Genomic DNA, 24,037 nt, shown 5'->3' with positions numbered 1-24,037 from the left:
CGTGGGACGGCCAGCCTCTCGTCAGAGCGGCCGGCCGTCGAAGGGGTCACCGGAGCCGGGCTTGAACGTCGTGCCGAGGTCGTACTGTGCGATCCCGAAAGGTTGAAAATCGGCATCGGCAAGGACGCGGTAGAGGAACTCATAGGTGGACATGTCATACCGGCACCACTCGCCGTCCTCGGGCCGCGCAAGGACGGGGTAATCGCCCGGCCGCTCGGCATCGATCAGCCAGAAGTACCCGTCCGCCCGTTCGGTGGAGCCCCAGGGCACCAGCCCCTTGCTGCCCGGCGCGTAGATCGCGTAGGGATCGACGGCGGAGACGCTCCCGAGCTCGCTGTCCTGGTCGACCGACAGCCAGACCCGCCACTGTGACAGGAAGTCGAACGCGCGGCCCTCGTCGTGCCCGAGAAAGCAGACGGCATCACTGAAGACGCCGCCGCCGAACGCCTCGTAGAGCTCCTTGTAGTCTGCTGGCAGCGGAATCCCCAGCTCTCCCTCGATCGCCGCCCAGTCGACGGAGATTCCGAGCGGCTCCCACCCGGTCAGTTCGATCACTCGTTGAACCCACATACAACAATCTTTTAGCACCGGTCTTCGTTCCGTTGTCCCTCAACCCCCTGGACGTGCGCCTGATCCACCGTGACCTCGCCAAGGACATCGCCTAGCGCTGACCCCCGTTGGATGTACCAGCGCGCCTGGATCGGCAACGAACGCCCGACCCCGCTCTTCGACCTCGCCACCAAGCCTCTGGTCGGCAAGAAGGTGGTGCCCGGGGTGACCGTGCTGGAGCGCCTTGTCTCCGGCACCCGCGAGCGAGCCGAGAAGCGCCTGTGGGCCACCCTCGCCGCAACCCCGACCACTGGGGCAGGCCGCTCGTCTGCAGCAGCTGGTCGTCGTGCCTGCGGGCAAGCGCCTGTCCGAGCCGGACCGGCTGCGCCGCTCGCCGCGCGACATCTCCGCCGACGGGGTCGGTAATGCCCTGGAACGCTACGAATTCCTGCGCGCTGTCGGGGGCAGGCTTAGGACCTGGACGTGATACCGCCGGGACGGCTGCGGGCGCTGGTGCGGTTCGCCAAGGTCGCCCATGGGAGCCGGGCTAGGAGGCATCTGGGCGCCTCCTAGCACCACCCCGAGACCGAACATCCGCTCAGCGGCCTTCCTGTCCTGGTAGTCATGTGTCCGGCAGGCGCCATCGCAGTACCGGCGCCCGACTGCCGCTCTCCGGGCAGCCGGCCCCCGCAAACGGCGCAGCAACGGACCCGGGCCACGGGTCACGACGGTGCCCTGGCCGCAGGGCACGGGGTCAGCGGCCGTACATTCTCCTGCACCACTCCGGTGCGCCCATAGGGGCCTGAATGCTTTGGGCTTGGCGGCAGATTTCGCGCATCTGCGGGGCCTGCCCCGTCGTCGGCTGCCGACGCGGGGTGGTCTTCTTCGGGCTCCGGCGGGGCTTGGCGGCCCTCCTGGCGGGGGCCTTGATGGTCTTCCTCTTCGTGCTCTTCGTGGTCGCGGGCCGCTTCGTCGTCGGTGCGGTCCGGCCGGCGGGCTTGGCTCCGCCGGACCCTACGGCCGGGCGCGCGGCGGCCGGGCCGGCGGGCGCAAGCGCGGCGGGCCGGGGCGGAGTGTCAGGGGCGGGAGCGTGAGGGACAGCCACGCCTCCGCTGGTGAGAAGCGCGGCGGGAACGGCGAGGAGGATGTGGCGGGGGTGCATGGGTTCACGCTGCCGCAGCGGGGATACGGTCCGGGGACGTCGCGGCCGGGTCCACCGTGACGAGTGACCAGGCAGGACTTCCGGACGGCCGCGGAACGGCGGGCGCGCACCCGACGGTCCGGGCAGGCGACGCGAGTTTGCGCCGATCGGCGTGGCATCGATACGGCGCAGCGCGGAGAGCGGGGCGTCGGTGGTGAGGCGGGTGACGTACTCGGGCAGCGGGTCGTCGGCGGCGTTCTGCTTCGCGAGCGGAGGCGAGGCTGTCGAGGATCAGGGTGGACTTGCCGGATCCGCTGTTGCCCAGCGCTTCCCGCAGTGAGGCGTAGCTGATCGGATCGGGTAAGGCGACGTGGAGGCGAACTCGGGCGACATTGAGCGGCGGGACATGCGGAGGAAGATTCTCCGGGCGCGGCAACCATTCGCGGTTCGGCGGTCACTGACAGGGCGTAACTCCGTTCTTCTCTCTGTAAGGAAGCCCCGTGGCTGCTCGCTCCCATCGCCGGTCCCTCCGTTCCCGTCGTGCCGCCGTCATCTGCGCGGCTGTCGTGGCCGCAGGCGTCGGCGCTGGTGTTGTCGTGATGAACGCCAATGCCGGGACCGTCGACCTGTACCACCAGACGCTCACCCCCAAGGACGGCTGGGCATCCTCCGGTACGGGGACCACCGGTGGCACGAAGGCCGACGCCGCCCACACCTTCTCCGTGTCCACCCGTGCGCAGCTCGTGAAGGCGCTGGGACCGGTCTCCGACACCACGCCCCGCATCATCAAGATCAACGGCATGATCGACGCCAACACCGATGACAGCGGCAAGAAGCTGACCTGCGCGGACTACGCCCTCGGTACCGGCTACTCACTGTCGGCCTACCTCAAGGCCTACGACCCGGCCGCCTATGGCCGCTCCAAACTGCCCTCCGGCACCCAGGAGACGGCACGCGCCGCCGCCCAGGCCAAGCAGGGTAAGAACATCGTCTTCAAGGTGCCCGCCAACACGACACTTGTGGGCGTCCCTGGCACGAACGCCGGCCTCACCGGGGCCATGCTCCAGATTCAGAACGTGGACAACGTCATCGTCCGCAACCTGACCTTCGCCGCCACCGAGGACTGCTTCCCGCAGTGGGACCCGACCGACGGCGACGACGGCAACTGGAACTCCAACTACGACTCGGTGTCCCTGCGCGGCGCGACCCACGTGTGGGCGGACCACAACACGTTCACCGACGCGCCGCACTTCGACACCGCCAACCCCAAATACTTCGGCCGCGAGTACCAGATCCACGACGGCGCCCTCGACATCACGAAGGGATCCGACCTGGTGACCGTCTCGCGCAACCAGTTCACCAACCACGACAAGACGATGCTGATCGGCAGCAGCGACACCGACAGCGTCGGCAAACTGCGCGTCTCCATCCACCACAACGTGTGGAAGGGCATCATGCAGCGCGCCCCGCTGGCCCGCATCGGCCAGATCCACATCTACAACAACTACTACGACGTGACGCCCCTCAACGGGTACACGCCGCAGTACAGCATCAACTCCCGTGCCAAGGCCCAGGTCGTCGCGGAGAACAACCACTGGAAGCTGCCGTCCGGCGCGAAAACCGCCAAGCTCCTCAGCGGTGACGGCACCGGCTCGGTCAAGGGCTCCGGCAACCTCGTCAACGGAACGGTGACCGACCTGGTCGCCGCCTACAACGCCGCCTCGTCCAAGGACCTGAAGACCACGGTCAACTGGACCCCGACCCTCACGACGGGCCTGGAGACCTCGGCGGGCAACCTGCCGACGTCGCTGGCGACGACGACAGGGGCGGGCGTGCTCAAGTAACACCTGAGACACGCGAGGGCCGGGAGACCACGAGCCGCCGGCCTTCGCGTACTCGTGCCGCGTGATCCGCCGCGCCACGGACTGTGAGGGGCCCGGGATGCGTTCCCGGGCCCCTCACGGCGTCTGCCGGGCATCAGCCCACAGGACGGTTCACGCAGGCCGCATGACTTTGTTCTCGGTGGCCAGAAGCATAAATGCTCCACGAGCGGCCCGGCCGCTACCTGTGGTGCCACCTCGACGGCTTCGGTCGAAGGGTCCGGCTGCAGCCCCGCCAGTGCTCGGCGACGCGACCCGGTCGAAACGGGCGGCATCTCCTGGGCGAGAGCCGGACCAGCCGGGCCACGTGCTGGCGGCACCAGGATGCCGGATATCGCCGGTTGGCCCCCGTGTAGTCGCGCCGGCCCCGGTCCCGGCAGAACCGGATCGGCAACACGGCCGGGCGCCGCGACACCGGGGCGATGTTCACACGAGGTGGTGGCCTGCGCAGCCCGGCTGCGCCGGGGGCGAGTGCTGTCCTGCCGGGCCTGCGGTGTGGCGTTGTTACCGCGTCGTGGTGCGGCGGGCGTAGGCGCGGGCGGCGCGGGCTCGGTCGCCGCAACGGACCGAGCACCAGTGGCGGCGCCCGGCACGGAGCAGGTAGCGGTTGCAGGGGGTGGAGGGGCAGGCCGTCAGCCGTTCGGCGTCGGGCCCTGTGAGGAGGTCGGCGGCGTCGGCGGCGAGGATGCCGAGGGCCTGGTCGACGATCTGGTCGATGGGGTGCGGGGAGGTGCGGTGCATGCCGCGGATCGCATCCCAGCTGAGCGGGGAGGCGGTGGGGACCCGGGTGAGGGCGTCGTTGACGGCCGCCAGCGCGGTGGCGGGAGCCGGATGCCCGCCGATCTGGGCGGAGAGCAGGGCGCGTACCTGTTCGCGCAGGGAGCGCAGGCGTGCCGCGCAGATCTCCTGCAGGCCCGCGTCCGCAGGGGCCAGGTCGTGGTCCACCAGCCACTGGTTGGCGCCGGAGGGCGTGCCCAATACATCGAGGAACTGGCCGCCCGGCAGAGCGATGGCGCTGTTGGCGAGGTCGAGCGCGGGGTAGCGCTCAGCGCCCGGTGCCGACGGCAACCCCGGGCCCACTACGTCGACGGTGCTGGCGGTATTAGTCTCACTCACACATCTCACGCTACAGCTTGCTTTCATCCGTGACAAGCGCCTATGGTCACGGATGAAAGACAATCTATCCGTGAGGTGGTTTTGTGATGACAGCACCCGGTGCGTACAGCGAGCAGGTCCCCATCCGTGTCTTCGGCGGTCCGACCGCCCTCATCGAGTACGGCGGGCTGCGGTTCCTGACCGACCCGACCTTCGACGCCCCCGGCACCTACCCGTCGGGGCTGGCCAAGACGGCGCCCGCCTCCGCCGCGCCGGCTGATCTGGGCCGTATCGATGTGGTGCTGTTGTCGCACGACGAGCACGACGACAACCTCGATGCCTCGGGCCGGGCCGTGCTCGCCGATGCCCCGCTGACCCTGACCACGCCCAGCGGCGCGGGCAGGCTGGGCGGAACCGCACGCCCCCTCAAGGACTGGGAGTCCATTGAGCTCGACCGCCCCGGGGGCGGCACGATCACCGTCACCGGCGTCCCGGCCCTGCACGGTCCCGGGGCACGCGCGGACCTCGAACCCGTCGTCGGCGAGGTAGTCGGCTTCGTCCTGAGCGGTGACGGCCTGCCCACCATCTACGTCAGCGGCGACAACGCCCAGCTCTCCCTGGTCCGTGAGATCGCCGACCGGTTCGGCCCGGTGGACACCACCGTGCTGTTCGCCGGCGCGGTCCGCACTCCCGTCCTGGACCGCGCGCTGCTCACACTCGACAGCGCGCAGGCCGCCGAGGCCGCCCGCATCCTGGGCGCCCGCCGCATCGTGCCGGTCCACTTCGACAGCTGGGCCCACTTCACCGAGGGCCGCGACGAGCTCGTCGCCGCCTTCGCCGCCGTCGGGCTCACCGACCGCGTCGACTTCGGCGTCCGCGACTGAACCACCTGCGTCGCACGCGGACGCCTGACAGCCAGGCGCCGGCCGACAGGAACTGCCACGACCGTCGGTCGGCGCCCCCGCGCGCCGCACACCTCGAAACCGAAGGACCACACGACCATGTTTGACACGATCCGCGGCACGCGCCACGGCTCCGCCCCTGCCGCCCTGTCCGTACTGGACTCCGCCATGACCGGCACCGGCCAGACCGCCGCACAGGCGCTGGCCGGCAGCATCGAACTCGCCCGGCTCGCCGACCGGCGTGGCTTCACCCGCTACTGGATGAACGAGCACCACGCCATGCCCGGCGTCTCCACCTCCAGCCCGCCCGTCCTGCTGGCCCGGCTCACCGCGGAGACCAGCAGGCTGCGGCTCGGCGCGGGCGGGATCATGCTGCCCAACCATCCCCCGCTGGTCGTCGCCGAACAGTTCGGCATGCTCAACGCCCTCGCCCCCGGCCGTATCGACCTGGGCCTGGGCCGTGCCCCGGGCACCGACCCGGTCACGGCCACCGCCCTGCGCCGCGGCGCGAGCGACGCCGAGGACTTCCCCCAGCAAGTGGCCGAGCTGCTGCACTTCCTCGGCGACGACTTCCCCGACGAGCACCCCTACGCCGACCGCGTATACGCCGTCCCGGGGCCCGCCCAGGACCGGCTCAACGGTGCCACCCTTCCCACCGGCCGCCTGCCGGTGTGGCTGCTCGGCTCGTCCGGCTACTCCGCGCAACTCGCCGCCCGGCTCGGCCTGCCGTTCGCCTTCGCCGCACACTTCAACCCCCACGACGTCGTCGCCGCCCTGCGCCTGTACCGCGAGCGGTTCAGCCCGTCCGAGGCCCTGGCCGAGCCGTACGCACTGGTCAGCTTCACCGTCGCGGCATCCGAAGACGAGGAGGAGGCCCGCCGCCAGGCCGGCACCCTCGCGCACGCCATGCTCCGCATGTTCCAGCGCAAGTCCTACCTGCTGCCGTCCCCCGAAGAAGTGGACGCCTACACCTACAACACCCAGGAACGCCAGGCCGTCGACAACTGGCTGACCCACATCCCGCACGGCACCCCCGAGCAGGTCACCGCCCACCTGAACCAGGTCCAGCGGGACTCCGGCGCCGACGAACTCATGATCGGCAGCGTCGGCCACTCCGCCCAGGCCCGGCTGCGCTCCACCGAGCTGATCGCCGACGCCTACGGCATGTTCGACAGCCCGCAGTAACGGTCGAGTTCAGCTCTGGAGAGCCCACAAGGCGACTGCGAGCACCGGAGGTGAGGAAGCGTCAATGTCGCTCGAGGCCCTGGCGCAGCAGCCCGCCCCGGTCCGACCCCGACGGTGTGGTCAACGAGGGTACTCCGCCGCGGCTGGTGTCGATCTCGCTCTGATCGGTGGCAAGGCCTCAGCGGAGCTTGGTCGCCGTCCACTCAGCCAGGTAGCGGCAGGTCGCGCCCGGGGCCGGCGGCATTCACGTCGCCCGGTCCCGGTCAGCCTTCTGACGGTTCGCCCGCGCCGTGAGCCGGGTTGCCGAGGCCGATGCCCTCGTCGTGGCCACCCCCATCTACAAGGCCGCATACTCCGGCTTACTCAAGACCTTCCTCGACCTGCCGCCCCATCACGCGCTGGCCGGAATCCGGTGCTTCCCCTGGCCACCGCGGCAACCCGGCCCACGTCCTCGCCCTCGACTACGCGCTGCGCCCGGTCCTCACCTCACTCGGCGCCCGGGTCTGCCAGAGCCGGTTCGTCCTGGACCGGCACATCACGACCGCCCCGGACGGCGCGATGGCCCTCGACCACGACGACGAGAGGCAACTGGCCCACATCACCGACCAGTTCGCCCGCGCCCTCCGACCCCGCCCACACCTGGCCGCCGCCTGACGACCACCGGACTGCCCCCCGCCCGGCAACCCTCCACCCCGGCCCACTGGGGATCTCCCTCTCGTCTCGTACGGGATGGGGATGCCCGGGGCAGGCGAACTGGTTTGGACGCCGATGTGCGCCTGTCCCGGGGCGGGTCTACTGCTCGATGTCGCCGTCGTCGGCGCGGGCCCAGCTGTACGGCTCGTTCCAGCGGCCGGCGGCCGTCGCCCTCCCGCCGAGCTCCCAGCCGAGCCGGTAGCCACGCCCCGTCCAGCCGTCCAGCCGTCCGGCCGCCTGCAGGGGACCCCGAGCCCGGCCTCCCCGCGGCGGCGGCCCGGTCGTAGACCTTGTGGGCGATCCGTACGGCAGGGCCGCGGCTGTCGGCGTGGCGGTGAAGACGTGCACACCACGCAGGCCGGCGGTGTTCCTTATCGGGACGTCGACCTCGTAGAGGGGGAGCAGGGGCATGACGTCCAACTTCTTTCGTTCTTCTCGCTATGCAGCGGACCTCGCACGTCGCGAATTCCTGTAGGTCCGTACTTCTGATGCCCTCTGCCCGTGGTACGTGGCCTCCCAGGGACGGCAGAGCGAGACGAAGCCGGCACGATGCTTCTCAGGTTTCAGCGGTGAGGCGTGTTCCGTTTCCGCCCCCGCGCACGGGTCTTGTTACCTTCGCCCGTCGGCACTCGTCATGAGAGCGACGACCGCCCACGAACGGTCGCATCAACGAGTGAATCGAGAGCAGGATGCTGAACAAGATCATGTACGTGACGATCTACGTCACGGATCAGGACCGCGCGCTGGAGTTCTACACCGAGGGACTGGGTCTGGAAAAGCGGCTCGACTTCCCGGGGCCCGACGGACGGTTCCTCACCGTCGGCGTTCCCGACAGCCCGGTGCAGATCATCCTCTGGTCCCACGCGCCGGCCGCGGGACAGCCGGGCGGCACGGGCGCGCCCGGTCCGCTGATCCTCGAATCCGAGGACCTGCGGAAAGACTTCGAGATCATGCGCCGGCGTGGGGTCGTCTTCGAAGAGGCCGAACCCGTGGACTATCCGTTCGGGGTCCGCGTCGAGGCGGTGGACCCGGACGGCAACCGGGTCTCGCTCCGTCAGCAGCGAAAGCCGTGACCCCCCAACCGTCGGGCCTTGTGACCGAGGCGTTCGAAGCCCAGCGCGATCGGCTGCGCGCCGTCGCGTACCGCGTGCTGGGCTCGCACGCCGACGCCGAGGACGTGGTCCAGGAAGCCTGGATGCGCCTCGTTCGTCAGGACGCGGCGACCATCGGCAACCTGGCGGGCTGGCTGACCACGGTGGTCGGCCGAATCAGCCTGGACCTTCTGAGATCCCGCCGAACCCACCCCGAAATCGCCTACGAGCAGGAGTTCGCGAGCCTCGTGGTGATACCCGATGATGGCCCCGCGCCGGACGAGCAGGCGGCGCTGGCCGATTCGGTCGGCCTCGCCCTGCTCGTCGTGCTCGACTCGCTCACCCCGAGCGAGCGCCTGGCGTTCGTCCTCCACGACATGTTCGCAGTCCCGTTCCACGAAATCGGCCGGATCCTGGGCAAGTCCACCGCCGCCACCAAGATGGTCGCAAGCCGCGCCCGCCGCAAGGTCCACGCCGCGGATCCGCCGACGGGCTCCGGCCGCGAGCACCGAGAGGTCGTCCGGGCGTTCGGTGCCGCCGCCCGCAGCGGCGACTTCGAAGCACTGTTGCGTGTCCTCGACCCGAACGTGGAGCTGACCGTCGACACTTCCGACGGCGTGGTCGTCACCCTCGGCGCCACCAAGGTCGCCTCCGGGGCCCGCATGTTCTCCGGCGAGGTCGCCCGCCAAAGGCCCGTGCTGGTCAACGGCAACCCCGGCCACATGTCCTGGCGCCCCGACGGAACCCCTCTCTCCCTCATCGCCTTCACCGTCACCGAAGGCCGGATCACCGGCATCCACATCGTCGTCGACCCGGCCAAACTCGCCCCGATCCATCTGCCCGCCGAAACCTGAGCCGGTGTCGGGCGTCATCCCACGGCGGAGCCGGGGCCGACCCGGGCCGTGATCGGCTCGCTGTGGCCGGGCCGCGTGGCTCGGGTCCGCTCGCAGCGCACATTGTGCACTCCGGGCTCGACCTTGACGGTGTTGCTGTCGCCGCTCTGGACATCGACGCACCAGACGCCGTCGACGACTCACCCGCGCACGCCATATCGGCACGGGCTACCGGGACCCTACGGGACAGGCACAAGGGCCGTACCAGGATCGGCGGGACCGCTGCAGAGGCGGTGCCGGGCCGGCCGAGGCCCCGAGGGTACGGGGATGCGCCCCGCTTGTCTGCACTACGGCGTGCCTGTGGGCCAGGGTCTTTGCCTGTCAGGCGGCTCGGGCGGCTACGGAGCCGAAGACGTCGTTGAAGGGGTGGGCGCGGTGGGTGCTGACGAGGTGGTAGGCGCGCGCTTGAGTGGCGCTGGGCGTGGTCGGTGTAGTGGAGGACTTCCGCCAGATCGACACGGGCTACGGGGACCCTATCCGTCCTGAACGGGCGCGGTCCCGGGATCGGCGGGTCCTCCACCGAGACGCCGCCACCCGGGCCGGGGCTCCAGGGGTACGAAGGCAGGGTCGGGGCCCGGCCGCCGGTGGCGGCGACCTCGGCGGAGCCGGGCAGAGCAATCGCGCCCTCGCCGAGGAGCGCGCCGGCAGGCTCACACTCGTGGCCGACAGCCCGGACAACCCGAAGCTGGTCTACGGGAGGGAGGCCGTCCCGCCTCTAGGCGAGAGCGGGACGGTCGGGGGGCGGGGTCTCAGAAGATCAGGTTGTAGGTGTTCCATCCGCCGCCGACCAGGGTGCGCGTGGGGCCGGGGACGAGACTGTACTCCCAGGGGGGCAGGGACTTGCGCATGCCCTGGTAGAGCCAGAGTTTGCCGGCGCCATCCCGTGCGACGAGGTCGGGGTACTCGTCACGTCCGATTTCGGACGCACCGGCGAAGGCGGTGTAGGTGTTCCACCCGCCGCTTACCCGCTGCCGCGCTTCGAAGGGCGGACCGGGGATAATCCCCGTGCGGTCGTACTTCCACAGCACGCCGTCCTTGTCACGGCCCAGAACCCCGTCGTGGGCGCCCGACATGGTCAGAATGCTGTAGGTGTTCCAGCCGCCGCCCACCCGCTGCCGCGGTTCGAACGGAGCGCCGTACCCAGGCTCGTAGCGCCAGAACACGCCGTCCCTGTCCCGGGCGACCAGACCGCCGTCGCCGACGCCGACGAGGGCCGTGTAGGCGTTCCAGCCGCCGCCGATCCGCTGGCGCGGGGCGAAGGGCGCGGAGGGCGTGCCGGTGCCCTGGTAGTACCAGAGGACACCCGCCTTGTCGCGGGCGACGAGGTCACCCCGGCCGGCCGCCGTGGCACTCCTGACCGGGGTGACGGCGGTGTAGGCGTTCCAGCCACCGCCGACCCGCTTGCGCGGCGCGAACGGCCTGGTGACGTCGCCCGTGCCCTCGTACCGCCACAGCACGCCGTACGCGTCCCGCGCGTGTACGGTGCCGCGCTGCCCCGGTGGAGGCGTCCCGGGGACGAAGTCGAGGCCGACCGTTCCCTGAGCCACCACCGCGCCCGTGCTGTCTTTCAACTCGACCCGGGCTTCCTTGTCGACCAGGGCGAGCGCGGTCCGGTCGGCGTCCAGGGTGACCGTGTAGGCGAGGGTGCCTGCGACGGTCACCGTCGGAAGGTCGAGAGACGGGGGATCGGCGTCCTGCGTGTCGTGCAGGTAGGGCATGTTCCACCGGCACGCGCCGTACGCGACGCCGTTGACCGCGCAGGTGGAGCGGATCACGTTCTCGCTCACCGGCGGGCTTCCCGCAATCTCGAAGAGCTTGGTGAACAGCCGGAGGACCCCGGTGACCGGCCCCTGCACCCCCGCCGGCAGTGAGGCCGTGAACCGCAGGGTCACCGCTCCTTCCTCACCCGCCGGAACGGCCAGCGGACCGCCGTTCTGGACGACCGTCCCGACCTCCGTCGCCGTCGTGACGGCGGCCGGCATCGCGGGCGCGGCGAACGCCGGCGATCCCCCGAGCGTCACCGGCGCCAGTGCGGCAACCAACGCCGCCACCACTGCCGTACGCACACGTGCCACGAAATCCCCCTCGCCCCCCCGGATACCGAGGGACCTGATGCTGCCGGAAGCGCCGACCCGCGTCCCGTACACCCGTTTTGACCCGTGACACCGCGAAAGGTTGTACGAGCCCTCCAGCTGAACTTCGAAGTGCACATCACCACCTTCGACACGAAGACGGACGCCGACGACGACGTGCTCCCGGGCCCTCTGACACGCTGACGGCACGGCGTGAGCATGCGAAGGGGCCGGCGCCGGGGAATCACGCGCCTGCGCCGGCCCTATGCCTCGAGTCCCCTGTCGGGCGGCAGCCGGGTCAACTTGCAGCGGTGGTCACGACGCACCTACGACACCGGTATCAAGGTCACCGACAGCGACATCGACGCCTTTCCCATGCACCGGCACCGCTTCCACGGCGACGGGAACTACACCCTCCGCCCACAACACCACGACACGATCGGCGCGGCCGAAGCCCCGCGGCCGGCCGGGAGCCCGCGGCACCTCTCCGGACCTCACGGGTGAGCTGTGCGTAGTGCTGCCGGACGGCGGCGATCTGCTCGCGGTTGCTGGAGCGCAGCTCCTCGCGCTCACGGGCGGGCCGGCCTGGGCCGCGCGCGCTTCTTGGATGACCGCCTGGTTCGGGTGCGGCCTGGCTTCCTCAGCGGCGATGCGGGCCCTCTAGGCGCCGACCGCGCCTTTGACCGCCTCGATCGCGGCCTCTCCTCGTTGGACCAGTCGTGCGGCTCCAGGGGCGTGCGTGAGGGAGATTTCGTTGCTGGGTGTGGCCATGATGAACTCCTTCTCGAAGGTGTTGATCATTGTGGTAGACGAGACGTTCGCAGGGGCGGATCTTTCGCCTGGGTGGTCAGTTCAGGCAGGGGTTGCCCGTGGTCTGGGCAGCCTCTTCGCCTTCGGCTACAGCGTCACTCTCCTGAGTGCCCCCCTCGCGGGCTGGCGTGTGAACCCGGTGCCCATGGACGTCGTCGTGGCGCTGAGCCTGGTCTTCGCCGCGTCGTGGGGCTGCTGTGGGGGGCGGGCGCCGCTGGTTCGCCCCCGCCGTCGCTTGTTTCGGCCTCGTTCACGGCTTGGGTCTGACTACCAGGCTGCAGGACCTGAACCTGCCCGACGACGGGGAGGCTGCGCGGGTGCTGGCGCTCAATGTGGTGTGGGGCACGGGCAGATGGCCGTGATCGCCGTCTCCTCGCCCTGGCCGCCGGGGTCCGTCGGCTTCCGCCAGGGCTGCGTTCCGCAGAGCGCGGAATCGGGAGCGCGCAGGCCGCTCTGGTGGCTGCGATGTGATGGCCGCCGCAACGTTGGTCGTCCTGGGCAGCCCGTCGGAGACGGCGCAGGGTGGGGGCAGCTGTCAGGTCCGCAAGCGTACCGATTCGTTCATCAGTGACTCCGGACACCCGACAGACTTCACTGAAACCCGGCAGTCGGGTAGGCGGGGAGGACGAGGGGGAGGCGCCCACGCGTGACAAAGCCGCGCGCGGCGGTCCCCGACGCCAGAAGAGGCCCGGGGACCGCTGGTGCCCAGGAGGAGCCGTCGAGGCAGTCGGCTCCAGGGGTCAGGTTCGCGCGATCAGGGCGTAGCGTTCGTCGGTCACCGTCTGGCCCCACAGGGCGGCGTTGGCGCTGAGGTGCTCGATGTGCAAGTCGCTGGCGAGCGGGCGTACCGCATCGGCCAGCTTCTCGGCGGTGATGCCCCCAGACCAGGGCAAGGCCTCGGCCCCGGCGACGTAGGGCACGTCTTTCTGGCCGACCTCACGCCAACGGCCCTCGATGAGGATCAGCAGGCCGCCGGGGCGCAGGCGCCGGGCCCACTCGCACAGGGCGGCGTGCGGGTCGGGCAGGGTCCACACCAGGTGGCGGCAGAGCCTCCGGCCAGGTCAGGCACCAGGCCCCCGACGGCCAGGGCGAGACAACGTCAGCTGGCATGCGATGGAGTCCCACGGCAGCGGTCCCGCCTATCAACCTCGCACCTCATGGCTGTGGCCCGCGGCGGCGAGAACCGAACGCTGGAGTCCGGCCGGCTCCAGAAGCTTCCACTTTTCTTCACGGGCGCCGACAGGGTACGGCCAGCGCGGGCCGTTACGCCGGGCCCAGCCGTGGCGGCGTACAGATCTCGTCACCGGCCGGGTGACCGGCCCGGTGCCCCAGCGTCTGGACGGTGCCCAGAACGCCGGGGGTGTGGTTGACGATACGAAATCACTGCTCCTGGCGCAGGCATTCGATCAGGTAGTCGCCTGTGCGCGGTTCAAGGGTGACGCCGTGGGTCTCACTGTGGAACCCGGGGAAGCGGCGGTCGAAGTCTTCCAGCGCGCGGAGGTAGCGCAGCAGGGGGCCGTCGCTGGTGCCGGTGGATTCTCCGGGCATGAGGACGGGGATGCCGGGTGGGGTGACGGTGACCATGGCGGCGGCGACGCGGTCGGCGGCCTTTCCCACCGGTACGCGTTCGGTGCCGCCGCGGATGAGCTGCTGATAGCAGTACTGCGGTGGCAGTACGGGCTCGGGCAGGTGGCGGAACGCGGCGTCGAGTGCGTCGATCAGTTCAGCGCGGGTCAGATGTTCGTGCATCTGTCGGCACAGCTGTTTGAGGGTGAGCCCGGTGTAGCGGTCGGGGTACTCGGCGGTCAGGGTGGGCAGTACGCGCTCTAGCGGTGCGTCGTTGTCGTGGAGGGCCTTGAAGTCCATGAGGGCGTCCATGAGGGTGCCCCATTTGCCCTTGGTGATGCCCATGGAGAAGAGGATCAGCGTGCTGTAGCTGTCGGTCTTCTCCACCACGATTCCGCGGGTGGCGAGGTAGGAGGTGAGGATTCGTGCGGGAATGCCCAGCTCGGAGCGCTGTCCGGTGGCGGTGACGCCAGGGCAGGTGATGGTGACCTTGATCGGGTCGAGCAGGCCGTAGCCTTCGTCCAGTCCGGTGAAGCCGTGCCAGTCGGCTTCGGGTTCGAGATGCCAGCAGCGCGGCTCTTGGCTGAGTACGGAGGCGGGGACGTCGGTGAAGTCGATCCGTTCGCCGGTGCGGGGGTCGGTGATGGTGTCTGGCTGCCATACGCCGAAGAACCATCCTGGCCTGTCGCCCGCCTCGGCGATCCGGCGTCCGGTGGTCACGACGGCCTGTCGGAAGCGGATGGCCTCGGTGATGGCCTCGTCGATCAGTGATCGGCCCGGTGCGCCGTCCATCATGGCCGTGGCCACGTCCAGCGAGGCGATGCCCGGGTAGAAGGGTGAGGTGGTGCCGTGCATCATGAACGCTTCGTTGAACCGGTCGTGCTCGACCGGTGCCCGCGGCGCGGACTTCACATGCACCATCGCAGTCTGGGACAGGGCTGCGAGGAGCTTGTGGGTCGACTGGGTCGAGAACACCGTGGGCCGCACCTCGTCGTCGAGAGCGTCCGGGCCGACCGCCATCCCGTACCGGCCCTCATAGAGCGGATGGAAACGCGCGTAGGCGAACCACGCCTCGTCGAAGTGCAGGCGCGGTGTGCTGGGCGCGAACTGACGGGCGGTGCGAACGGTGTCGTAGCACAGGCCGTCGTAGGTGGAGTTGGTGATCACCGCGTACTGCGCCTCGGAAGAGACGGCGCCGGCCGTCAACGGATTCGCCGCCACCCTTGCGCGCACTGCCGCCGGCTCGGTGTGCGCCGGCGGCAGCGGCCCGGCCAGCCCGTATCCGTTGCGGGTGGGCACCAGGTAGACGGGGCGGGCACCGGAGATCACCAGGCCGTGCAGGACGGACTTGTGGCAGTTGCGGTCCACAAGGGCGATCTCGTCGCGGGTGACGCTGTAGTGGCCCACCATGCGGTCGGCGGTGGAGTCGCCGTGGAGCACGAAGTAGGTACGGTCCGAACCGAAGACGCGGGCCGCGTTGTTTTCGGCCTCACCGATCGGGCCGGTGTGCTCGAACAGGGATCCCAGATCGCCGACCGAGATCGACAGGTCCGTGCGGAACAGGCGCTCCCCGTAGTAGTCGAAGAACTGCCGGCCGACCGGGGATTTCAGAAACGCGACCCCGCCGGAGTGTGCCGGGGTGTGCCAGGAGTACTCGTGCGCCTGGTCGAAGCGGCGGAGCGCCCTGAAGAACGGCGGCAGCATCTCCTCGTGGTAGGCGCGAGCTGCGGAGGCCACCCGCCCCGCCACGAAAGCCGGGGTGTCCTCCAGCGGCCAGAGGTACCCGGAAACCACCTCCGAGACCCACAACGGCAGCTGCTCGAACGCCCGATCCGCATCCATCTCGTGTGACATCACCAGCAGCACCGGCAAGTCTTTGAACCGTCGCTCGATCAGCCGTAGAACCGCCGCACCACCGCTCTCCTTACCCAGACCAACGCCACCGGGCAGGTCCCAGGCCACTACCGCCCCCGCGAGCCCCGCCTCCGTCTGCAGGACGGCACGGGCGTCCTCGGCCTGGGAAGCCCACCGCACCTCCAAGCCCTGAGCTGCCAGTTCCTTACCGATCCTGGCCAACTGCTCGCCGACGCGGACCGGCCCCTCGGGTACCGCCACAAGGACCGCACCGTTCATCATGCCCAGCACTCCTACCGATTCCGGGGATGCCAACGACGCTCAGTGTCCTCGTGGCGAGAGGCCGGCCGCCGGTATACAGAACCGGATCGCCTGAACGAGTGATCAACAACCTCTCCTCCCCAGGCCACCACACCCAGGCCTCACGGCACAGCTCGTGCTGGACGGCCGCCAAGTGGCGCGGCTTCGGGGAAACTCAGCCTCCAGCACGTCCAGACCGCCTCGTAAGACCAGGCCGAGTGGGCAGACTGACGCAGGAGCGGTAGATCGTGAGGCGCCAGCTGACCAATAGCGGGGACAGGTCGAAAAAAACAGACACCTGCCGCGCCGGCCTCCCCCGACTGCCCGTATGTCGAGGACCGGGCGCCCGACCCCATCGTCGAACGGCACCACATCCCCCAGACGCAGCTCCCACGGCATAACGTCCTGAGCCATCAGACCGGGAAGCGGCCACGGCAACACCGTGGTGATCACCGGAACGGTACCGCGGCTTTCCTCATGGTCGATGACCCAATGTCTGCTTCACAGGGAGCAGCCCTACCCCTGTTCACCAGCCCTCCATGCATGACAGGCCGGCACGCTTCACATACCTCAAGGTCAGACCGCCGACGAGCCCGAGTCCTTCTCACAGGTGCGGAAACAGGCCTGCCCGTCGCCGACCTGCGCTACCAGGCCACCTCCGTTCAGCCCGGGTCGGCCAAGGCGTTCTTGTCCACCGTGGTCAACCGGAACTCGATCGATGTCCTGCGCTCGGCCCGCGTCCGGCGGGAGAAGTAGGTCGGGCCGCGGCTCCCCGAACCGCTGGTGTCGAACCCGTACGAGGATCCAGCGCGGTCGGCGGAACTGGCGGACTCGCTGTCCATGGCGGCTCTGCTCCTGCTGGAGAGGCTCACCCGCTCGAGCACGCGGTCTTCGTGCTGCGGGAGGTGTTCGCCCTTCGGCTTCCCGGAGATCGCATCGGCTGTGGGGCGATCTTGGGCGGCGTGCCACCAGCTCGCGGTACGGGCGCGCCGTCACATGGAGGCGGGCCGGCCCCGGTTCGAGGCCGACCGGCAGGAGCACGAGAAGCTCGCCGAACGGTTCTTTGACGCCTTCCGGGAAGGTGATGTCGAAGGGCTGGCCCAGCTGTTGGCCGCCAACGTTCCGATGATCGGTGACAGTGGCGGCAAGCCCCGCCATTCAAGCCTGTCATCCTAGGGTCCGGGCACGTGTCCGGGCGCGACCTTCCGCGACCGGGACGGCCAGGTCCTCAGCGCCATCCCAGGACATGACCTGGGGGAATGCGGGTGCGTTGCCTGCCTGGCCGCGTGTGAGGACAAAGGCGAGCGGAAGGCACCCCCGCTCTGAGGCCGCGAGGGCGCCTCCCGCACCACCCGCTGGAACAGCTCCCACAGCGCATCCGGCACCAGCCGCTCAGCGATCCCCATGATCTGTCGCGCCTACGACTTGCTGGAGCGATCGCCCCCGCTTTGGCGTCCCCTCCTCCGTGCAAAGAGGCCCGGGAGCGGGCCGGGTGCTCCAAGACCCCCCTGCCGGGGACGGCATCCGCCGCCATGTGAACAGGGGCGTGCCTCGCGCACCCGCCCACCGTCGTCCGCGTCATGACCGCCCCTTCAGCGAATCACTTCGTCGCCCCGTGGGGGTACAGGACGAGCAGGCGGCAGCCGGTCTGGGACTGCGGCCAGTGCACGCTGCCTTCCTGTGCCGTGATCAGTGTTCCGGGGCCGTGGACGCGCTCGCCGTCGTGGAACTCTCCTTCGAGCACGAAAAGGATCTCCTGATTCTCGTGGATCTCCTTGCCGAAGGCGGCGCCGGGGGCGAACTCGATGAGCATCGCCGACAAGGCGCTGTTGTCGTCTCCCTCCCGCAGCATCTTGACGGCGATGCCGTCAGTCACCTGCTGCTGCGGCGCCTGGTCGACATGGGCTACCTCGAATCCTGCGAGCATGAGATGGATTCCTTTCTGGCTGTGATTGGAGTCAGCTTGGGGTGTGTTCAAGGGACGCATGTGTTTCAGCTCGCTCCCCTGCCAGCCGCTGCAGTCCTTGTGGTCCTGGATCGGGTCATCGGGGGCCGGGAGGGCTGCGGAGGTGCATCACGGTCTCGGCTCGGAGATGAGCCTGAGAGCCGTTGGCGGCGGCCGCCTGTGGCGGTGCCGGGCAGGGAGAGTCTCGTGGCCTCAACGAGGAAAATCTGAGGACGGTGACGGTTCCATAGACGACATCACCCCAGATGGCGGGGTGAAGATGGAGTCACAGTGGGAGATTTCCCCGCGGGTGACGGCGTACACGCTCCGGCAGACCCGCGCGGAATGGGCTCTGATCGAACCGCTGCTTCGCCTGCCGGTCTGCCAGACCAAGTTCGGCGGCCAGCCGCAGAAGTGGCACCGACGCGATCCGCCACCTGGTCGACAACGGCGTCAAGCGGCGGGCGCCTGCCAGCTGACTACCCGCCGTGCCAGACCGTCTCCTACCACTTCGCCGCCTGGGGCCGTCGCGGCGTCATCGCCTTCCTCGGTGACCAACTCCGTCGGCAGATCCGCACCGGCCAGGGGCAATCCCCCCTTGGCCCGTGACGTCCACCGTCGACTCACAGTCGGTCAAGAATGCTGAAACCGTCTCCAAAACCACCCACGGCTTCGACGCCGGTAAGAAGATTAACGCAGGCAAGAGACACATCGCCGTCGACACCCTCAGCCTGCCCGTGATGATCACGGTGAAACCCGCCGACCGGACCGACGGCGACGCGGGCGGTTGTCCCACTCGTGTGAAGGCTCGATGCCGTCCCATCCCATGACGGCGCGGACGGGCTCCACCTCGAACGCGTCGTCGGGCGTGCCCGGGTGGGCCTGGTTGAGGTGCTCACGGGCCGCGTCGCACAGGGTGTCCGCAGGGGTGCCCAGGGCGGCGGCCGGACCCGTACGGCAGCACACCAAGCAGCGGGCCTGTACGAACGCGGCACGGTCGAGAGAGAAGAGGGTCACGTCCCGCCCGACGAGCCGGGGCACGGTTGAGAAACGCGCTGTGCCCCCGCACCGAGGTGCGGGGGCGGCGGCCAGGGAGTGCTCCAACGCCCAGTCGGCTCACCACTGGCTGCTGCCCCGGCCCGGCCCGAAGGGGCGCCCGGCACAACCCTCGTCGTCCAGAATCCCGGCGGCGGCTGCCCCCGTGGCCGTGCCAGCAGTGCGATCACAGATGAGGCCTGCACAGCCTGAGAGCACGTAGGACCTCGCGGCCTGGGACACAGACCGAGCTTCTGGCCAGCGGCTTTCGAGCAGTCTCACGGCGATGGCACCGGGCTCGGTCTCAGGAGCCGTGGCACATCCTAGGCGCGCTATCCGCGCCCGCGGGATCTGCCGACCGACCGGGCGCTGGCCTCGGCAGCCTCGGCTAGGACCCCGGCAGGTCGCCCCTCCGCCGTGATTGCGCTGCTGGGCGGGTGTGTGTCGGCCGGGGCGGCTGTCAGCGCGGTGATGGGGCGGGAATCGGCGGGTCAGCCGGGGGCCCGGTAACGATGGCGAGGGGAGCCATCGCGCGGTAGGCCGGCACCTGCTCGACCGCCTCCCCGTAGGCGGCGACCAAGTCTTCGTGGACGGCGTCAAGCTCGGCTTCGGTACGCGCCGCCAGCAGCCAACTCCACCCGATCGGATCACCCTCCAGGCGGCGCGGTACCACCCCGTCCCAACCGGTTGAGGTGGCCTGGCACACCGTGACGGCCTCACCGGTGGCGACCAGCAGGGCGGTCGTGGTGTAGTCACCGTGCAGCAGCCGCGGTGTCAGCCCGGCCGCGAGGAACGCGCGGTACAGGCTCTCCCACTCACCGTCGGCGGTCCGGTCCATCATCCACCGCTCGTCCGCCAGGTCCTCCAGCCGTATGACCTCGCGACCGGCGGCCGGGTGGTGTTCGGCGACGGCCAGGAACCCTGGCTCGCGTTCCAGCACGACGCGGTGTCGCAGTCCGGGCGGGAAGCGCAGATGGGTGCCTTCCATCTCGTGTACGAATGCGACATCAAGCTGGCCCGCGGCCACCATCCGCAGCAGCGCGTTGGAGGACACGTCGGTCTGGAGGGCCGGTACGGCTTCGGGACGACGGCCGCGCAGTCGACGCACCCAGCCGGGCAGGATGCGGCTGGGGGTGGCACCGATGCGCAGGTGTGGCGCCTGAACGGCGCGGGCCGCAGCGGCCCGCATCTCGGCGGTCAGGCCCGTCATCTCCGCCAGCAGGGGGCGGGCCCGGGTGAGAAGCTGATGCCCGAACCCGGTAGGGCGGCAGCCGTCCGGCTGCCGGATGAACAACTGCCCGCCGAGCGCCCCCTCGATCCTGCGCAACTGCGCGGTCAAGGACGGCTGGGCCATCCCGAGCACGCGTGCCGCCTTGTGCAGGCTGCCGGCATCGGCGATGGCGCACACCACCCGCAGATGCCGCACCTCCAGCTCCATGGCGGGAGCGTAGGGCCACGACGCGTATAGGCCAAGACTACGCAGGAAGAAACCTCGGCCCAGGCCCGGCGGTCGGCACCGAAGTCCGCCCTATAGCACCGGGCTATCAGGGGATAGCAGCCTCCACATCGACGCCCCGGTCAGCTCACACTCATCTCCTCCGCGTCGCTTCCTGCGACCGAACAGCAAGGAGACCCCCCACATGAAGGCTCCCATCCTGTCCCTGCGCACGACCGCATGCGCCCTCGGCCTTGCCGCTGCCGCCGCCCTCGGAGCTGTGGGCGAGACCAACGCGGCCACGGCACCGGCCGGCGCCCCCACACGCATCACCACTGCACCCCCGACGAACGGCGGCTACGCCGCAGTCACCGGAACGACGGCCTTCTCCCCGAAGACGAGCAAGGCCCAGCCCATCATCGGCGGCGGCGAGATCCAGGCGCAGACGTACCACGCCCGCGTATTCCAGAACGGTCGAGGAATGTGCACCTCCACCCTCGTCACCTCCCGCTACATCCTCACCGCCAGGCACTGTGTCGATCAGCCCGGTCAGTACGCGTTCCGTATCGGCAGCACCTACGCACAGAGCGGTGGGACCACCGCCGCCGCCTCCCAGATCACGCTGCACCCGTCGGCGGACCTCGCGATGGTCCGGCTCGACCGGACCGTCAGCAACACGCCCGCACGCATCGCCACCGGGTACCCGCAGACCGGCTCCTACGTGTCCATCTACGGATGGGGCGCCACGTGCGGCCCCATACAGAACGAGGCATACTGCCAGTCGCCCGTCCTGAAGACCGCCACCATGCGCATGGCCGGCCTGGCCACAGACCTCCACGGTGGCACCGCACTCCACCTCGAAGCGGTCAACGGCGTCGGAGCCGGCGGCGACTCCGGCGGTCCCGCCACGACCGGCGGCACCGTGGTCGGGGTGGCCTCCACCAGCGACCGGCAGACCTTCACCCGGTACACCGCCACCGCCCCGTACGTCAACTGGATCCAGTCCGTAGCGGCCAACGGCTGACCCACGCGCGGGGCACGAGACAGCTGCCCGGCACACCTGACATCACCACACACCACGGGGCCCGATCCGCATCCGAGCGGGTCCGGGCCCCGCAGTGTCACATCCGGACGAGCGACCAAGGGGGGCTGCTCACCGGAAGAACCCGCCGGCGAAAGGGCTGTCCCTTATCTGGACAGCGTCCCCTTGCCGACGCCGACTTCCATCGCCCCCTCCCGCAGCCACCCAGATGACCACGGAACGGTGGCGGATTCGGCTTGATGCGTCGGGGCAGGGGAGTTTCCGCCCCACCCGTAACGGTGGGAGGGGGCCTGACTTCTCTGCATCAAGTCATGCCGGGCCGTCGTGGGCTGCCAGCCCGGCCGGGTTCTCCCACTCAGTTCACGGGGCCCTCATCCACACCCAGTGACCGACCAAGCAGCCCGGCCGGGCTGTCCGGGGCCGGGGCCGCCGACCGCAGAGGCGGCTTGGGGGTCCGCGACGCAGGTCGGCGTAGAGCCGTGCGGTCACACCCGGCTCCCCGGAACGCGCGGTACCCGCGGTCTCTCTGAGTTCGGCAGAGTCCACGACCACGGCGCCGTCGGGTATCGAAAGCCTCGGGCGGGTGATGGCGGGTGCTCAGCTCGCGCGCGACTGGTTTTGTGTGCAGCGGGCGTCATCGAAGACCTGCCGCCAGGAGACGACATCAGGCCTGCGGCGGAGCAGCGCACGGCGCTCGCGCTCGGTCATGCCGCCCCACACACCGAACTCGATCCGGTTGTCCAGGGCCTCTGCCAGGCACTCGGTGCGCACAGGGCAGCCGGTACACACCGCTTTCGCACGGCTCTGTTGTGGGTTGCCCTGGACGAACAGTGCCTCCGGATCTTCCGCCCGGCAGGCAGCGTGCTCAACCCAGTGTTCTTCCCCGCTCGGCACCTCTGCCCTGCCCTCCGCCTCGCAGCCTGCTCCCCCGGACAAACCTCTGTTCTCCCCCGAACCCCGGTTGATGCGTAGATAGCCGCTGCATGCTGGGCCGGTCGTCCACTCTGGTGTCCCTGCAGCCGTTCCCGGTTCCGTACCGGTGCAGGGCGGGGCGGGGGCAGCGGCAGGTGACGTTCCAATCCCGGGTGAGCAATTGGTTGTGGGTGGCGGCGGATTCTTCGTCATGTCGGCGTTGCGATTGCCCGTAGTGGAGCGCCTTGTGCCGTTCCGGGACGGAGGCCGGTGCTTCCCGGTCGGAGGTCCGCCCCGGGTGAGGGCGTCGCACCGCTTGGCTCCGAGGCTCACCGAGGCGAATGGACGGCCTGGGCACCGGCGGGAACAGGGACATGCGTGGGGGCGTTGTGGGCTGTTCCGCCCGGATGGGGGCCTGCGCCAAGTAGCATCCGGCAGCAACACCTATCCCCTTATGAGGAGTCGATTGCATGCCCGACGAGCCGGTCAGCACCTCGATTCAGACCAAGTACGCGGAGCAGCTCGCCGCTGATCTTGCCACCAACCAGTCGGAGCAGGCCACTCTGATCGTTCGGCTGAACCGGCTGAAGGAGGAGGAGAAGTGGCTCGCCACGACGTTGGAGTCCCTGCCCTCATCCTCCGGCGAGCCGACGGGTGAAGGCGTTGCGGCTGACGCCGGGACGGGAGATGTCGCCGTGCCGCAGCCGAGAGTCAGGGAGACTACGGTCGCCGATGTGTTGAAGAAGGCGCCGCCGAGGAAGACCACCGCAGCCAAGCGTCCGGCCAAGAAGGCTGCGGCAGCAAAGTCTGCTGCACAGAAGCCGGTCGTCAGGCAGACCACGCCGGCGGCGAAGAAGGCCGTGAAGCCGACAGGCCCCACGCTCGGTGAACTCCTCAAGGGGCTCCTTGCCCTGCAGCCTGGTGAGCCGAAGAAGGTCAGCGAGATCAGCGCCGAGCTGAAGACAGCTCACCCCGAACGCGCCACATCGGAGCAGACCGTCCGTAATACGCTGGAAAGGCTGGTGAAGGACGGCCTGGAGAAAGACACGCGCCAGGGCCTCGTCCTCTACACCTGGCCCGCGGCCGAAACCACTGCCTCTGCCGCGGTCGCAGAGCAGGCGAGGAACGAGGAGCCCGCCAAGGCGGCCCTGGCCGGAGTCTGACCAGCGCGGCCGCAGGAGGCTGTCGCGGGCGCAAGCGCCGTAGTAGCAGGAACTCGGTCAACGCCGGTCCTGTGCGGCCGCCTAGGTCCTGTCTGACAAAGGATCTTGGATGGGTTCGCGGAGCCAGAGGATGAGTGAGGCGAGGTGGACTCCGGCCTTGTAACGGGCGGCGAGTTTGTCGAAGCGGCTGGCGATCGCGCGGAACTGCTTGAGTCGGTTGAAGCAGCGTTCGACCACGTTGCGGGCCTTGTAGAGCTCGCGGTCGAAGGCCGGCGGTCTGCCGCCGGCCTTCCCTCGCCGCAGGCGGTTGGCCTTCTGGTCCGCCCGCTCCGGGATCACCGCCCGGATGCCTCGCCCGCGCAGGACCTGGCGGATCGCCCGGGACGAGTACGCCTTGTCCGCGATGACCGCGTCGGGCCTGCGGCGGGGACGTCCGGCGCCGGTGCGGGGCACCCTCAGCTCGTCCATGACCGT

General features: G+C 69.7%; 21 protein-coding genes and 2 pseudogenes. 11 read left to right on the top strand and 12 right to left on the bottom strand.

All coding sequences use genetic code 11. The features are described 5' to 3' along the window. Window positions 1-21: 21 nt before the first annotated feature. Window positions 22-555 (bottom strand): SMI1/KNR4 family protein, encoded by a 534-nt coding sequence (locus ACFWV2_RS27880; protein ID WP_384408975.1) that lies wholly within the window; start codon window positions 553-555, stop codon window positions 22-24. Window positions 556-2,190: 1,635 nt separating this feature from the next. Between ACFWV2_RS27880 and ACFWV2_RS27875 the strand changes: the two genes are divergently transcribed. After that, a complete protein-coding gene (locus tag ACFWV2_RS27875) occupies window positions 2,191-3,534 on the top strand; it encodes a polysaccharide lyase family 1 protein (protein WP_384408973.1) in 1,344 nt (447 codons plus the stop codon). A gap of 540 nt (window positions 3,535-4,074) precedes the next feature. Here ACFWV2_RS27875 and ACFWV2_RS27870 read toward each other — a convergent pair. Beyond that, on the bottom strand, window positions 4,075-4,686 hold the full coding sequence (locus ACFWV2_RS27870) for a CGNR zinc finger domain-containing protein (protein ID WP_384408971.1): 612 nt from the start codon (window positions 4,684-4,686) through the stop codon (window positions 4,075-4,077). Between the two features lie 86 nt (window positions 4,687-4,772). On the opposite strand from ACFWV2_RS27870, the gene ACFWV2_RS27865 reads away from it, so the two are divergent. From ACFWV2_RS27865 to ACFWV2_RS27855, 3 genes and pseudogenes are all read left to right on the top strand, one after another. Further along, window positions 4,773-5,549 (top strand): MBL fold metallo-hydrolase, encoded by a 777-nt coding sequence (locus ACFWV2_RS27865; protein WP_384408969.1) that lies wholly within the window; start codon window positions 4,773-4,775, stop codon window positions 5,547-5,549. 117 nt (window positions 5,550-5,666) lie between these two features. After that, window positions 5,667-6,752, top strand: a complete 1,086-nt coding sequence (locus tag ACFWV2_RS27860; protein ID WP_384408967.1) for an LLM class flavin-dependent oxidoreductase — start codon at window positions 5,667-5,669, stop codon at window positions 6,750-6,752. Between the two features lie 290 nt (window positions 6,753-7,042). Beyond that, a pseudogene (locus ACFWV2_RS27855) lies at window positions 7,043-7,096 on the top strand (hypothetical protein); the annotation flags it as partial. Between the two features lie 448 nt (window positions 7,097-7,544). On the opposite strand, the gene ACFWV2_RS27850 reads toward ACFWV2_RS27855, so the two are convergent. Then, a complete protein-coding gene (locus ACFWV2_RS27850; RefSeq protein ID WP_384408965.1) occupies window positions 7,545-7,856 on the bottom strand; it encodes a hypothetical protein in 312 nt (103 codons plus the stop codon). Window positions 7,857-8,134: 278 nt separating this feature from the next. On the opposite strand from ACFWV2_RS27850, the gene ACFWV2_RS27845 reads away from it, so the two are divergent. Together ACFWV2_RS27845 and ACFWV2_RS27840 are read left to right on the top strand one after the other, a co-directional pair. Continuing rightward, window positions 8,135-8,518, top strand: coding sequence for a VOC family protein (locus ACFWV2_RS27845; RefSeq protein ID WP_384408963.1), 384 nt, complete (start codon window positions 8,135-8,137; stop codon window positions 8,516-8,518). Then, complete coding sequence (locus ACFWV2_RS27840; protein ID WP_384408961.1) at window positions 8,515-9,390, top strand: sigma-70 family RNA polymerase sigma factor; 876 nt, start codon at window positions 8,515-8,517, stop codon at window positions 9,388-9,390. Before ACFWV2_RS27845 ends, ACFWV2_RS27840 begins: the two co-directional genes overlap by 4 nt. 360 nt (window positions 9,391-9,750) lie before the next feature. Here ACFWV2_RS27840 and ACFWV2_RS27835 read toward each other — a convergent pair whose 3' ends face one another. From ACFWV2_RS27835 to ACFWV2_RS27825, 3 genes are all read right to left on the bottom strand, one after another. Continuing rightward, window positions 9,751-9,888 carry a hypothetical protein gene (locus tag ACFWV2_RS27835; protein WP_384408959.1) on the bottom strand — a complete coding sequence of 46 codons (138 nt, stop codon included), beginning with the start codon at window positions 9,886-9,888 and terminating at the stop codon, window positions 9,751-9,753. A gap of 290 nt (window positions 9,889-10,178) precedes the next feature. Beyond that, on the bottom strand, window positions 10,179-11,504 hold the full coding sequence (locus ACFWV2_RS27830) for a hypothetical protein (protein WP_384408957.1): 1,326 nt from the start codon (window positions 11,502-11,504) through the stop codon (window positions 10,179-10,181). A gap of 657 nt (window positions 11,505-12,161) precedes the next feature. Next, entirely contained in the window at window positions 12,162-12,302 is a 141-nt protein-coding gene (locus tag ACFWV2_RS27825) for a hypothetical protein (RefSeq protein WP_384408955.1), read from the bottom strand. 206 nt (window positions 12,303-12,508) lie between these two features. Between ACFWV2_RS27825 and ACFWV2_RS27820 the strand changes: the two genes are divergently transcribed. Then, window positions 12,509-12,673 carry a HupE/UreJ family protein gene (locus ACFWV2_RS27820; RefSeq protein WP_384408953.1) on the top strand — a complete coding sequence of 55 codons (165 nt, stop codon included), beginning with the start codon at window positions 12,509-12,511 and terminating at the stop codon, window positions 12,671-12,673. 378 nt (window positions 12,674-13,051) lie between these two features. Here ACFWV2_RS27820 and ACFWV2_RS27815 read toward each other — a convergent pair whose 3' ends face one another. Then, a complete protein-coding gene (locus ACFWV2_RS27815) occupies window positions 13,052-13,348 on the bottom strand; it encodes a hypothetical protein (RefSeq protein WP_384409067.1) in 297 nt (98 codons plus the stop codon). 343 nt (window positions 13,349-13,691) lie between these two features. Continuing rightward, complete coding sequence (locus tag ACFWV2_RS27810) at window positions 13,692-16,013, bottom strand: Orn/Lys/Arg decarboxylase N-terminal domain-containing protein (protein WP_384408951.1); 2,322 nt, start codon at window positions 16,011-16,013, stop codon at window positions 13,692-13,694. Window positions 16,014-16,574: 561 nt separating this feature from the next. Between ACFWV2_RS27810 and ACFWV2_RS27805 the strand changes: the two are divergent. Next, window positions 16,575-17,180, top strand: a pseudogene (locus ACFWV2_RS27805) (sigma factor-like helix-turn-helix DNA-binding protein); the annotation flags it as partial. A 451-nt stretch (window positions 17,181-17,631) separates the two neighbouring features. On the opposite strand, the gene ACFWV2_RS27800 reads toward ACFWV2_RS27805, so the two are convergent. After that, window positions 17,632-17,958, bottom strand: coding sequence for a cupin domain-containing protein (locus tag ACFWV2_RS27800; RefSeq protein ID WP_384408949.1), 327 nt, complete (start codon window positions 17,956-17,958; stop codon window positions 17,632-17,634). 623 nt (window positions 17,959-18,581) lie between these two features. On the opposite strand from ACFWV2_RS27800, the gene ACFWV2_RS27795 reads away from it, so the two are divergent. After that, window positions 18,582-18,806, top strand: a complete 225-nt coding sequence (locus tag ACFWV2_RS27795; RefSeq protein ID WP_384408947.1) for a transposase — start codon at window positions 18,582-18,584, stop codon at window positions 18,804-18,806. A 665-nt stretch (window positions 18,807-19,471) separates the two neighbouring features. On the opposite strand, the gene ACFWV2_RS27790 is transcribed toward ACFWV2_RS27795, so the two are convergent. Next, on the bottom strand, window positions 19,472-20,449 hold the full coding sequence (locus ACFWV2_RS27790) for a LysR family transcriptional regulator (protein WP_384408945.1): 978 nt from the start codon (window positions 20,447-20,449) through the stop codon (window positions 19,472-19,474). Window positions 20,450-20,651: 202 nt separating this feature from the next. Between ACFWV2_RS27790 and ACFWV2_RS27785 the strand changes: the two genes are divergently transcribed. Continuing rightward, the gene (locus ACFWV2_RS27785) at window positions 20,652-21,470 is read left to right on the top strand and encodes a S1 family peptidase (protein WP_384408943.1); all 819 of its coding nucleotides are present in this window, start codon (window positions 20,652-20,654) and stop codon (window positions 21,468-21,470) included. A gap of 615 nt (window positions 21,471-22,085) precedes the next feature. On the opposite strand, the gene ACFWV2_RS27780 is transcribed toward ACFWV2_RS27785, so the two are convergent. Next, window positions 22,086-22,382 carry a WhiB family transcriptional regulator gene (locus tag ACFWV2_RS27780; RefSeq protein ID WP_384408941.1) on the bottom strand — a complete coding sequence of 99 codons (297 nt, stop codon included), beginning with the start codon at window positions 22,380-22,382 and terminating at the stop codon, window positions 22,086-22,088. A 488-nt stretch (window positions 22,383-22,870) separates the two neighbouring features. Between ACFWV2_RS27780 and ACFWV2_RS27775 the strand changes: the two genes are divergently transcribed. Further along, window positions 22,871-23,563: a hypothetical protein gene (locus tag ACFWV2_RS27775; protein WP_384408939.1), complete on the top strand. Its 693-nt coding sequence runs from the start codon at window positions 22,871-22,873 to the stop codon at window positions 23,561-23,563. Window positions 23,564-23,644: 81 nt separating this feature from the next. Here the strand turns inward: ACFWV2_RS27775 and ACFWV2_RS27770 are convergent. Further along, the coding region (locus tag ACFWV2_RS27770; protein ID WP_384408937.1) for a transposase at window positions 23,645-24,037 on the bottom strand (393 nt) is incomplete at its 5' end.

This window comes from Streptomyces sp. NPDC058671 (genome assembly GCF_042716475.1).
GTDB lineage: Bacteria > Actinomycetota > Actinomycetes > Streptomycetales > Streptomycetaceae > Streptomyces.
Note: the sequence above shows the minus strand (reverse complement) of the source record. Positions and strands in the feature narration are given on the sequence as shown.

Coding starts and splice junctions, on each gene's coding strand:
- ACFWV2_RS27865 (WP_384408969.1), top strand. CDS start 4,773: ATGACAGCACCCGGTGCGTACAGCGAGCAGGTCCCCATCCGTGTCTTC.
- ACFWV2_RS27860 (WP_384408967.1), top strand. CDS start 5,667: ATGTTTGACACGATCCGCGGCACGCGCCACGGCTCCGCCCCTGCCGCC.
- ACFWV2_RS27850 (WP_384408965.1), bottom strand. CDS start 7,856: ATGCCCCTGCTCCCCCTCTACGAGGTCGACGTCCCGATAAGGAACACC.
- ACFWV2_RS27845 (WP_384408963.1), top strand. CDS start 8,135: ATGCTGAACAAGATCATGTACGTGACGATCTACGTCACGGATCAGGAC.
- ACFWV2_RS27825 (WP_384408955.1), bottom strand. CDS start 12,302: ATGATCAACACCTTCGAGAAGGAGTTCATCATGGCCACACCCAGCAAC.
- ACFWV2_RS27810 (WP_384408951.1), bottom strand. CDS start 16,013: ATGATGAACGGTGCGGTCCTTGTGGCGGTACCCGAGGGGCCGGTCCGC.
- ACFWV2_RS27800 (WP_384408949.1), bottom strand. CDS start 17,958: ATGCTCGCAGGATTCGAGGTAGCCCATGTCGACCAGGCGCCGCAGCAG.
- ACFWV2_RS27790 (WP_384408945.1), bottom strand. CDS start 20,449: ATGGAGCTGGAGGTGCGGCATCTGCGGGTGGTGTGCGCCATCGCCGAT.
- ACFWV2_RS27785 (WP_384408943.1), top strand. CDS start 20,652: ATGAAGGCTCCCATCCTGTCCCTGCGCACGACCGCATGCGCCCTCGGC.
- ACFWV2_RS27775 (WP_384408939.1), top strand. CDS start 22,871: ATGCCCGACGAGCCGGTCAGCACCTCGATTCAGACCAAGTACGCGGAG.